The sequence below is a fragment of the Rhizobium aethiopicum genome (assembly GCF_014197535.1).
In the GTDB taxonomy this organism is placed as follows: domain Bacteria; phylum Pseudomonadota; class Alphaproteobacteria; order Rhizobiales; family Rhizobiaceae; genus Rhizobium; species Rhizobium aethiopicum_A.
Genome location: NZ_JACIFV010000004.1, coordinates 363,594 through 374,756 on the forward strand (window position 1 = coordinate 363,594; position 11,163 = coordinate 374,756).

General features: G+C 60.9%; 10 protein-coding genes. All 10 read right to left on the bottom strand.

All coding sequences use genetic code 11. The annotated features are described in order from the left end of the window. Window positions 1-81: 81 nt before the first annotated feature. A complete protein-coding gene (locus GGD53_RS09055; protein WP_184455122.1) occupies window positions 82-3,192 on the bottom strand; it encodes an efflux RND transporter permease subunit in 3,111 nt (1,036 codons plus the stop codon). Between the two features lie 48 nt (window positions 3,193-3,240). Further along, a complete protein-coding gene (locus GGD53_RS09060; protein WP_184455124.1) occupies window positions 3,241-4,449 on the bottom strand; it encodes an efflux RND transporter periplasmic adaptor subunit in 1,209 nt (402 codons plus the stop codon). A 158-nt stretch (window positions 4,450-4,607) separates the two neighbouring features. After that, entirely contained in the window at window positions 4,608-5,210 is a 603-nt protein-coding gene (locus GGD53_RS09065) for a TetR family transcriptional regulator (RefSeq protein ID WP_184455125.1), read from the bottom strand. 108 nt (window positions 5,211-5,318) lie between these two features. Beyond that, window positions 5,319-6,263 carry a phosphoribosylaminoimidazolesuccinocarboxamide synthase gene (locus GGD53_RS09070; protein ID WP_184455127.1) on the bottom strand — a complete coding sequence of 315 codons (945 nt, stop codon included), beginning with the start codon at window positions 6,261-6,263 and terminating at the stop codon, window positions 5,319-5,321. A gap of 85 nt (window positions 6,264-6,348) precedes the next feature. Beyond that, entirely contained in the window at window positions 6,349-8,091 is a 1,743-nt protein-coding gene (locus GGD53_RS09075) for an SLC13 family permease (protein ID WP_184455129.1), read from the bottom strand. Window positions 8,092-8,231: 140 nt separating this feature from the next. Then, window positions 8,232-8,927 carry a phosphoribosyltransferase gene (locus tag GGD53_RS09080; RefSeq protein WP_184455147.1) on the bottom strand — a complete coding sequence of 232 codons (696 nt, stop codon included), beginning with the start codon at window positions 8,925-8,927 and terminating at the stop codon, window positions 8,232-8,234. Window positions 8,928-8,941: 14 nt separating this feature from the next. After that, window positions 8,942-9,745, bottom strand: coding sequence for a pseudouridine synthase (locus tag GGD53_RS09085; protein ID WP_184455130.1), 804 nt, complete (start codon window positions 9,743-9,745; stop codon window positions 8,942-8,944). Between the two features lie 156 nt (window positions 9,746-9,901). After that, a complete protein-coding gene (locus GGD53_RS09090; protein WP_184455132.1) occupies window positions 9,902-10,108 on the bottom strand; it encodes a hypothetical protein in 207 nt (68 codons plus the stop codon). A gap of 140 nt (window positions 10,109-10,248) precedes the next feature. Continuing rightward, window positions 10,249-10,587 carry a hypothetical protein gene (locus tag GGD53_RS09095; RefSeq protein ID WP_085779272.1) on the bottom strand — a complete coding sequence of 113 codons (339 nt, stop codon included), beginning with the start codon at window positions 10,585-10,587 and terminating at the stop codon, window positions 10,249-10,251. A 358-nt stretch (window positions 10,588-10,945) separates the two neighbouring features. After that, the coding region (locus GGD53_RS31430; RefSeq protein WP_210303122.1) for a hypothetical protein at window positions 10,946-11,163 on the bottom strand (218 nt) is incomplete at its 5' end.

Genomic DNA, 11,163 nt, shown 5'->3' on the forward strand with positions numbered 1-11,163 from the left:
CTCGTCCTACCACAAACACACACACCGAAGCAGTCGGGCGCAATGTAGCAATCGGAACAGCATTATCACAGTGCATTTATATCACACTCCTGCCGCATTTTTGTCGCGTGTGGCAAAGATGCGTCGAATGACGACGTAGAAGGACGGCACGAAGAAAATTCCGAGCATCGTTGCCGACAGCATGCCGCCGAGAACGCCGAGGCCGATAGCGTTCTGGGCCGCAGAGCCCGCGCCCGTGGCGATCGCCAGAGGCACGACGCCGAGGATAAAGGCAAGCGATGTCATAATGATCGGCCGCAGGCGCAGCCGCGCCGCTTCCAGCGTCGCCTGGTAAAGGCCCATGCCGCTTTCCATGCGATCCTTGGCGAATTCCACGATCAGGATCGCGTTCTTCGCCGCCAGGCCGATGGTGGTGAGCAAGCCGACCTTGAAATACACATCGTTGGCCTGGCCGAAGAGTGTTGCCGCCGTCAGAGCGCCGAGGACGCCGACCGGCACTGCCATGATTACCGAGAAGGGGATCGACCAGCTCTCGTAAAGCGCTGCCAGGCAGAGGAAGACGACGAGTACCGAGATCGCATAGAGCATCGGCGCCTGTGAGCCGGAAAGGCGCTCCTGATAGGAAATGCCCTGCCAGGCGACCGTGTAGCCGCCGCCGAGTTGCTCGGTCAGCGCTTCCATTTCGTTCATCGCATCGCCGGAGGACACGCCAGGTGCGGCGGCACCATCGAGCGGAATCGCGCTGACGGCGTTGAAGCGGGCAAGCGAAGGTGCGCCCTTCACCCATTCGGTTTTGGTAAAGGCGGAGAAGGGCACCATCTCGCCGGCCGTGTTGCGGGCATACCAATGATTAAGATCGTCCGGCTGCATGCGGAACGGCGCGTCGCCCTGGACATAGACCGGCTTGATCTCGCCGTTCAGCGTGAAGTCGTTGACATCGCGGCCGGTGAAGATGATCGACAGCATCGAATTGACCGAGGCGATGTCGACGCCCATGGCGCCGATCTTTTCCTGATCGAGCACGATGCGCATCTGCGGCTCGACTTCCTTGTTGCTGCTGCGCAGCGCCACGATCTTGCCCGAGCTGTTGCCCATTTGGATCAGCCGCTTGGAAGCAGCCGTCAGCGCGTCGTTGCCGTGGCCGCCGGTATCGACGAGATACATGGAAAAGCCGCTCGACACGCCGAGGCCCTGAATCGCCGGCGGCAGGAGCGCGAAGACCTGTGCCTCGCGCATCGCAAAGAAGCTGCGCAGCGCCCGGTTGACAACCGACTGGGCGCTCAGATTTGGATCAGTGCGCAGCGAAAAATCCTTGAGCTTGGTGAAAACGATGGCGCTGTTCTGGCCGGAGCCGCTGAAGCCAAAGCCGAGTGCGCCGAAGACGGATTCGACGGCATCCTTCTCATTCTCGCGATAGTAGTTTTCCACCTTCTCGATGACGGCCTGAGTCTGCTGCGTCGTCGAGCCTGGCGGCGTGGTGACGATGGTCAGCAGCACGCCCTGATCTTCCTGCGGCAGGAAGGAACTCGGCAGCCGGGTGAAGAGATAGGCGCAGCCGGCGCCGACGAGAAGGAAGACCAGCATGACGCGGATCGGCCGCTTCAAGAGATAGCCGATAGTCGTGACATAGCCGTTGGTCGAGCGCGTGAAGTTGCGGTTGAACCAGTCGCCGACGCGGTGTTTCCTGTGTTCGCTGACCGGCTTCAGCATCGTGGCGCAGAGCGCCGGCGTCAGCACGATGGCGACGAGCGCCGACAGCAGCATGGCCGAGACGATGGTGATGGAAAACTGGCGATAGATGATGCCGGTCGAACCGCCGAAGAAGGCCATCGGAATGAAGACTGCCGTCAGCACGAGCGCAATGCCGACGATGGCGCCGGTGATCTCGCCCATCGATTTTTCCGTCGCTTCGAGCGGCGAAAGCTTCTCTTCAGACATGATGCGTTCGACGTTTTCGACGACGACGATCGCGTCGTCGACCAAAAGGCCAATCGCCAGAACCATGCCGAACATCGTCAAGGTATTGATCGAATAGCCAGTGGCCGCCAGCACTCCGAAAGTGCCAAGCAGCACCACAGGAACGGCGATGGTCGGGATCAGCGTTGCCCGAAGATTCTGCAGGAAGACGAGCAGCACCACGAAGACGAGCACGATTGCCTCGATCAGCGTATGCACGACCTTCTCGATCGACAATTCCACGAAGGGCGTCGTGTCGTAGGGATAGGTAATCTTCACGCCTTCCGGCAGAGTGCGGCCGATGACATCGAGTGCTGACCGCACGCGGGCGGCGGTATCGATCGCGTTGGCGCCGATCGCGAGGTTGACGGCAAAACCGCTCGAAGGCAGGCCGTTGTAGCGCGAACTGCCCCCATAGCTTTCCTGACCGATCTCGATGCGCGAGACATCGCTCAGGCGCACGGTCGCGCCGTCCTTTTCGACCTTCAGGATGATGTGCTCAAAATCGGCGACGGTAGTCAGCTGGCTTTGCGCGGTGATGGTGACGTTGAGCTGCTGACCGGGGATCGTCGGCTGGGCGCCGAGCGAACCGACGGAAACCTGAGTGTTCTGCGCCTGGATCGCCGCCGTGACGTCGCTCGGCGTCAGCTGGTATTTCACCAGCTTGAAGGGATCGAGCCAGACGCGCATGGCGTATCCGGAACCGAAGACGTTGATGCTGCCAACGCCCTCCAGGCGCTGGATCTGGTCCTCGATGGAGGTCGACATGAGGTTGCCGAGATCGACCGAATTGCGCTTGCCGTCGGTTGAAACGAGCGAGCCGACGAGGAGGATGCTCGAGGTCGAGCGCGTCACGCTGATGCCGGCATCGATAACGTCGCCCGGAAGCTGCGACTGGACCAGCTGCAGCTTGTTCTGCACCTGCACCTGGGCGATATCGGGATCGATGCTGGTTCCGAAAGTGAGCTGGATGCTGGCCGATCCGGTCGACGAGGTCGAGGTCATGTAGGTGAGGTCGTCGAGGCCGGTCATGCCGTCTTCGATGATCGTCGTTACCGATTTTTCGACCGTCTCGGCGCTGGCGCCACGATAGGTTGCGTTGATGCGCACCGTCGTCGGGGCAATGTCGGGATATTGCGAAATCGACAGGGTGAAGATCGCCAGCAGGCCGGCGAGCATGATGGTGATCGCAATGACCCAAGCGAAAATCGGACGTCGGATGAAAAACTTGGCCATCGGTTGTTCCTGTGCGGCTGAGACGGTGACGATGCGGGCTCGGAGCGATTACTTCGCTGCGGGCTTCTCAGCGTCACCGGCCGCGGGCTGCTCGGCAGCCACGACCACGCCATTGTCGTTGATTTTCATCGGAAGCGGCTTCACCGGCATGCCTGCCGTGACCGACTGCAGGCCGGTAACGATCAGCTGATCGCCGTCCTTGATGCCGTCGGTCACCAGCCAGGAATTGTTGGAGGGCGAGCTATTTTCGAAGGCGCGGGTTTCGACCTTGCCGTCGGCGGAAACGAACTGCGCCGTCAGCCGGCCGTTGGCATCGCGGCTCGTCGCCAGCTGCGGCAGCGCATAACCGGTTTCGGCGCCGAGCTCGACCGTGGCGCGGACATACATGCCGGGCAGCACGATACGATCGGGATTGGGGAAGAGCACACGGATGATGAAGGTCCCGGTGGTCTCGCTGACCACCTGCTTCGACATGTCGAGCTTGCCCTGCTGATTATATTCCTTGCCGTCTTCGAGGATCAGGTGGAAGGCGACATTCTCCGCGCCCTTGATATCGCCGGCGGCCATCGCGTCGCGCAGCCTCAGCAGATTGGTGCTCGACTCGGTGAGCGAGATGTAGATCGGGTCGAGCTGGCGGATCGTCGTCAGCGCCGTCGTCTGGTTGGCCGAGACGACGTTGCCGACATTATAGGCGGTCTGGTCGATGACACCGTCGAAGGGTGCAACGATTCTCGTATGGTCGAGGTCGATCTGCGCGGCGGCAAGCGCTGCTTTCGTCGATTCCACTTCAGCCTTCGCCTGGAGAAGTGTCGTTCTGGCCGTTTCGTATTCGATCTGGGTGGCGCCGCTGCCGACGAGGCGCTGATAGCGTTCGAGATTGCTTTCAGCGCTCGGCACGCTCGCCTCGGCCTTGGAGATGGCCGCCTTGGCCTGCTCGACGGCGGCGATATAGGGCGCATCCTCGATCTGATAGAGAAGGTCGCCCTTCTTGATCTCGCCGCCTTCCTTAAAGGCGATCTCGCGGATGATGCCGCTTACCTGCGGCCGGATATCGGCCGTCTGGAAAGCTTCGGCGCGGCCGGGAAGAATTGTCGTGATCGGGAAACTTGCCTTCGTCAGGGCGATCACGCCAACGGGGGTCGCCTGCTGCGCGGCCGCGCCGGCATTGCCCGCGGGCTTGCCGGCGTTGTCGCTGCAGGCGCCAAGCAATGCGCCGGCCAGCAGGGCCGAGGAGATGAGGACGGCACGCCGAATCATTCTGAATTCCCTCATGCGGTGGCAATCGCCGTTCGATCCACGGGCCCGGCCGGGCCGAGCGCAGGCTTATATAAGCGTCAGGATGAGCTTGGCCTCAAATGCCATAATCCCGAGTCTAACAAAAGCTTTACGAAGTGACGTAAGTCAGCAACCGTCACTTAGCAAGCGCTATTTTGCAGTGCGGCATCGACGAAGCCGACGATTTCCTCGGCACGATGCACCAGCGTCTCCTTGTCGTCGCGGACGATGAGGACAGGGTGCAGCACGCAGGCGAGCACATCGGCGACGGTCTGTGCCGCACGCTCGGGATCGCGGCAATGATAACGTCCTTCCACCATGCCTTTGCGGATTATCTCGCCGATTTTTCCCTCGATACGGGCGCGATAGCGATTGCCGGCTTCGAGTTTGGCCTCGATGGTCGAGAGCACCATTTCGAAAATGTAAGGGTTCTTCTGGATATCCTGCAGATGGCCCTCCAGCAGGCGCAGGACGAAGCGGAGCAGTTGCTCCTTCGCGGGCATGTCCTGGTCGAGAGGGACGAAACGCTCGGCGGCATTGTCGAGATGTCGCCCGGCGATGGCATCGACCAGCGCCACCTTGGAACGGAAATGCTTGAAGACATTGGCGGGCGACATGTGCAGCGCGCCTGATATATCTGCGATCGACACTGCGGCGAAGCCGCGTTCGCGAAACAGCATCTCCGCCATGGAGAGGATGTCCTGTCGCGTTTCCTCGGCCTTGCGTCTCGGCCTTCTTACCATCCGTCCCCCGCCGGGCGTCGCCCGGTACCCCTTTTTGCCGATGCTAGCGCTATTCAGCGAAAACTGCCAAGCCGATGCAAGGCCCGGCGGCTTTCGCACGTCGCCTGTTCAAGGGAAATAGGGGGCGAGGTTGTTGCGGACACGGGCAAGCGGCGTCTCGCCGCTATTGTCCGGGACAAAGCGCTCGCCGGTTATCGCCTCGTAGGCCCTGATATAGACGGCCGAGGTCTGCTCGATCAGTTCGGTGGGGATTTCAGGGATTTCATCCTTGTAGGGGTCGCAACGCTCCGCCACCCAGGCGCGGACGAAATCCTTGTCGAAACTTTCCGGGCGCTTGCCGGCGGCAAAACTTGCCGGATAGGTTTCGGCAAGCCAGTAGCGGCTGCTGTCCGGCGTGTGAATCTCGTCGGCGAGAATGATGTTGCCGTCGCCGTCGGTGCCGAATTCATATTTGGTATCGACGAGGATCAGGCCTTGCTTCGCGGCCATGTCCTGGCCGCGGGCAAAGAGCGCGAGTGCATATTTCGACAAGGTCTCCCACTGCTGGCTGGTCAGAAGGCCGCGCGTGACGATTTCCGCGGGCGTCAGCGGTTCGTCATGGCCTCCGTCGAATTCCTTGCTGGTCGGCGTGATCACGGGTTCCGGCAGGATCTGATTGTCGCGCATGCCGTCCGGCAGACGCATGCCGTACATCTCCCGCTCACCCTTCTTATAGAGGGTCAGGATCGAGGTGCCGGTGGTGCCGGCGAGATAACCGCGCACGACGATTTCGACCGGCAGGATGTCGAGCCGCTTGCCGATGACCACATTCGGATCGGGATAGTCGAGCACGTGGTTCGGGCAAATGTCCTTCGTCGCCTCGAACCAGTAACGCGCCGTCTGCGTCAGCACCTGGCCCTTATTGGGAATACAAGTGAGAATGCGGTCGAAAGCGCTCAGCCGATCTGTGCTGATGATAATGCGGCTTCCGTCGGGAAGGTCGTAATTCTCGCGCACCTTGCCGCGATAGTAGTTCGGCAGTTCCGGGAAATGGGCTTCGGAGAGGATTCGCACGGCGCTCGACTGTCCTTGTATTTGGCTGATGGCTTCCTGCTCTAGTTTCATTACCGGCGAAGTCAAGCCGAGCCGAAGTATCGCATCACAGCCAGAACAGAGCCAGAAGAAACAGAGCGAGGCCGTAAGTTGCAACGGCAAGCGGCCAGCCGGCCCGCAGGAAGTCGCTGAAGCGGTAGCCGCCGATGCCCATCGCCAGCGTGTTGTTGTGATGGCCGAAGGGCGTCAGAAAATCGAGCGAGGCGCCGATGGCGACCGCGATCAGGTAGGCGTCCGGTGCGTGCTGCCCGATCCTCGCAAATTCGAGTGCGATCGGGGCGAGCACGATTGCGACCGTCGCGTTGTTGACGAAAGGCGTCAGCGCCATCGCGAGGAAGAGGATGAGGGCGATGCCAGAAAGCGGATGGTTAACCGGCACGATGAGGCTCAGCCAGCCGGCAATCGTTTCGGCCGCCCCGGTGCTGGCTACCGCCTGGCCGATCGGAATCATCGCCGCGAGCATGATGATGATCGGCCAGTTGAGGTCGGCCATCGCCTGGCGGATGTTGAGATGATTGAGCAAAGCGAGGACGAGGACGACACCCGCAAAAGCGACCTCGGAATGCAGGCCCGCCGCCGACGCCGCGACGCCGCAGGCAAACAATGCGAAAGGCCGCCAGGAGAGGAGGGCCGGTTCGGCTGAAGCCGTCGGAGCAAGCGGCAGGCACTCGCTTTCCTCCAGCGCTTCGGCGATTGCCGCACGCGGCCCTTCCAGTCTCAATATATCGCCAATCGACAGTTGCAGATCGAGAAAGCGGCCTTCGATACGCGGTGTGCGCATGGAAAGAGCAGTGACTGCGATGCCGCGATGGTGGAAGACTTCGAGTGAGCTGACGCGCGAACCCACCAGCGTGCTTTCGGGCATGACGACGGATTCGACCCGGGTGAAATCTGGCGGCTGACCATTCAGATGGGCATCGGCCACCAGAGCCTGTGTGGCGGCAAGGCCGGCAAAGATGTCATCGGCGCCTTCGGCAAGCAGCACGTCGCCCGCGCTGATCATCGACTGGTCGAGGGGGCCAAAAACGAAATTGCCGTCACGGATCAGCGCGTGCGGTTTGATGCCGAAGCGGGTCAGACACTCGGAAAGCCGTGTGCCGATCAGCGGCGAAGCATTGGGAATGCAACGTTCGACGACGATGCGACGCGAGCCTTGGGCGAGCGTTGCCGGCAATGCGTCAGATTCCGGGAACAGGTATCGGACCCGAACGGCGATGAGCAGGATGCCGGCGATTGCGACTGGCAGCCCGACATAGCTGAAATCGAAGAAATGAAAACCAGCACCGGACGTCTTGGCGAGCGCGTCGCTGACGAGCAGGTTGGCCGGCGTGCCGATCAGCGAGACAAGGCCGCCGAGCAAGGCGGCAAACGAGATGGGCATGATGAGCTGACGGCGGGGGATTGAGAGTGCTACGCCGAGCCGCAGCGCCACCGGCAAGGTGATTGCAAAGGCGCCGATATTGTTCATGAAGATGGAAAGAACGCCGGCAAGCGAGGAAGCGCCTGATATGATCTTGAAGTTCGACGGTCTTGCGGCCGCGACACGCGCAGCGAGGCTGTCGAAGAGTTTGGCGCGCGCCAGCACCTGAACGATCAGCAGGATTTCGATGACGGTGATAACGACGGGGCTGGCGAAGCCCGCGAAGATCTGGTCGGCCGGATAAAGTCCGAGCGCATAGCCGGCGAGCAGGCCAGCAATCGCAGTCACTTCGATGCGTATGCGCTCGAGCGAGAAGAGAATGAGCATCGCCAGCAGAAGGATCAGCAGGGATGCTTGCTCGAACGACATGGGCGGATCCGGTGTTTCATCGATGGGGGTATGTCGCTGTACCGGAACCGCTGCAGATTTCCGGGTGACAGGCCTTGGGCGGACTGTAGTCGTTCCTCATCTGCTGTACAGAGGCGCCAGCCGGCAAAAATTGAACAATCTCATCTCTTCGGTCGGGCCGAAACCTGCCAGCGGCCCTCGGCATTCCGCTCCAGCACGGGCGTTGCGAAGACACCGCGGATGCGAGCGATCCATTGCGGCCCGGCGGCTGCGAGGCTATCGCGCCAGCGCTCCGATTGCAGCATGGCCGCGCCGATAACGACAGGTTCGATGCCGGTGGCCGTCAGCAGATCAACGCCCGAGACGATCGAGGCGCCGCTGGAAATGACGTCATCGATCAGGGCGACGCGCCGCCCGGTCAGCAGCGGCAGCATGCGCGGATCGATATAGAGGCGCTTGTCCTGTGTCGGGGTGGTGATCGATGACAGAGGAACGGAGAGTTCGTCGCGGTACCAGAACTTGCGCGAGGTGCCGAGCGGGACGTAGCGGTCGTGACCGAGCTTCTGCGCAACGGCGGCGGCAAGCGTCAAGCCGAGCGTCGGCAGGCCGGCGATGACATCGACGCCCATGGGTTTGATCTTTTCGGCGAGACCGTCGGCCAACGCGTCGAGGACGGCGAAGCTCGCCTGGTTGACGATCAGCGAAGCGAGGGCGTGATCGCCATCTGCCAACACGCGTATCGGCAGGCGAAGCTGGCGGCCGTCTTCCAGCGCGGCGACATAGAAGGTGGTGAATTCCCGATCGTCGGGAAAGGTGCCAGGCGGATGGATCTCCTGCCAGAAGTCATGCGGCGCCATCTCCGGCACATCGGTCAACGTCTCGCCCTTTCCATGCCGGCTCGTCGGCGCAACCCCTGCAACTCTGCCTCTGTCAACGCACGCACGGCGCCCTTTGGAAGTTCCCCGAGTTCGAGCCCGCCGATGGCGACCCGCACAAGGCGCAAGCATTCGGTGCCGAGCGCCTCCAGCATACGGCGGATCTGGCGATTGCGGCCTTCATCGAGCTCAACCTCGATCCACGAGTTCCTGTCGCCCTGGCGCAGGCGTCGTGTGGCGGTTGCCGTCAGCAACTCGCCGTCATGCCGGATGCCGGATGTCATAGCGGCAATTTCCTCGTCGCCCATGAGGCGGTCGATCTGGACATGATAGGTTTTGGTCACATGGGTGATCGGATCGAGCAGGGTCTGGGCGAACTCGGTGTCATTGGTGAAAAGCAGCAGGCCTTCGCTTGCCTTGTCGAGCCGGCCGACCGGAGAGAGGTGCGGGATGTCGAAATTCTTGAGGCAATCATAGACCGTCGGCCTGCCCTCGGGATCATGGCGGGTCGTGACGAGCCCGCGTGGCTTGTTGAGCATCAGATAGATTTTCGCCTCGGCGGCGATGACAAGTCCGTCGACACTGATCCTCGCCGTCGAAAGATCGACCCATGCAGAGGCATCGCTGACGATACGGTCGTCGACGGCGACGCGGCTTTCGGCAATCAGCCGTTCGGCCTGGGTACGGGAGCAATAGCCGAGCTTGGAAAGGGCGCGCGGAAGGGTGACCCGCTTGCCTGCCATATCGGCGGCAGGCTTCAGCCGCTCGCGTGTCTTATGCGATGGGCGCCGGTCCCTCATCTGCCATCCATGTCCAGCCTCGATGCCGCTTCTTGGCACGAACGGCCCAACGATGCCAGCATGACAAACTAAAACCAAGGTATGATAGGGCGCAAAACGATGTCAGCGCTTCGGATAAAGCGCCGTCTGGGTGAAAAACCGGTTGGTCGCGCCGCCTCAGCGGCAGGCCATGAAGCCGGCCAGTTCCTTGCGACTGACGACGATGCCGGCAGCAGCCTTTACTGGGTCGGGATGGGTATAGGACAGGCTTGGCATTTCAGGCAGGTCGAGCGCCTGACGCATATTCATGATGCCGACCGCGTAACGGCCGTTGACGCCGTCGGCGCTGACTTCAATGATGCAATTGGCCCTCTTATTGTCCATTGGTCGTCCTCCCGTTCGTTTTTTATGTTGCCATCTCTCGCATTAAAAATTGGTTTTTCTGAGACATAAGCGTTTACGCACCCTGCCGAAAATGGGTCGGCAGGTGCGTAAAAGAGCTGGCTTCGGGGCGGATTGAGCGCTCAGTGCCACCAATGGCGAGGCTGCGGCTGTGAATTGCCGGATAGCAGGTAGCCAAAGAGGAAGCCGACCGCCCCGGCAAGCACCAGTGCGGTGGTCGTTGCGGCCGCATGCTCGCGGGCGGCGCCGGCGGCGGCTGCCCCTTCGGCCCGGATTTGGGCGACGGCGTTTTTTGCGCGGGGCAAGGCTTCATCGTAGGCCTTGCCGGCGCGGCCGCGCACTTCGTAATAGGCCTCGGCGCCTTGGGCGGAAATCATCTTCTGCAGACGAGAGACTTCCTGCTGGAGCGCAGCGATGTCCTTGCTGACAGATGCTCTGATGTCATCGGTGTTGGCAGCCATGTCGGTCTCCTTCCTTCAATGGGAAAGACAACACCTCAATCGGTGATAGGTTCCGAAATTGCAGCTGCTGATTTGTGACGGAAATCTAAAGCTCGCCGGCCAGCGTAGGTTTAATCCTCGATTAACCATAAATTGGCTCAAAGCACTGTTTTCACGGGATCTTTCGCCAATTACGGGCGGTAATTCGAGGATTTTTTGACCAGCCGATAAAGAAATCTTCGGAAATTTGTCGCTAAAACGCCGCCTGTGGATAAGGAGCGCGAGGAAAATAGCAGCTGAATCAAGATGTTACAAAAATGTCAAAAAACTTTTGCGATGGGCAGTTGACTTAGAAAAGGGGTTAGCTCTATAAGCCCACTCACTGAACGAGGGCGGCGGCGCTGCTGGCGACGAAGTCTTTCGTTCTAAAGAAACTCAAGCGGATTGGCGATTGCTGGTTTGTGTTCTGGGCGCGAGTTTGGAACGGGTTTTGGTGACGGCCGGTGTCGTCGGTTCTTTGACAATTGAAGATGAGAAGAAAGAGAAACGTGGGCGGCGGAGCTTGCGGGATCTGAGAGATTGGATCCTTTGAAAGAG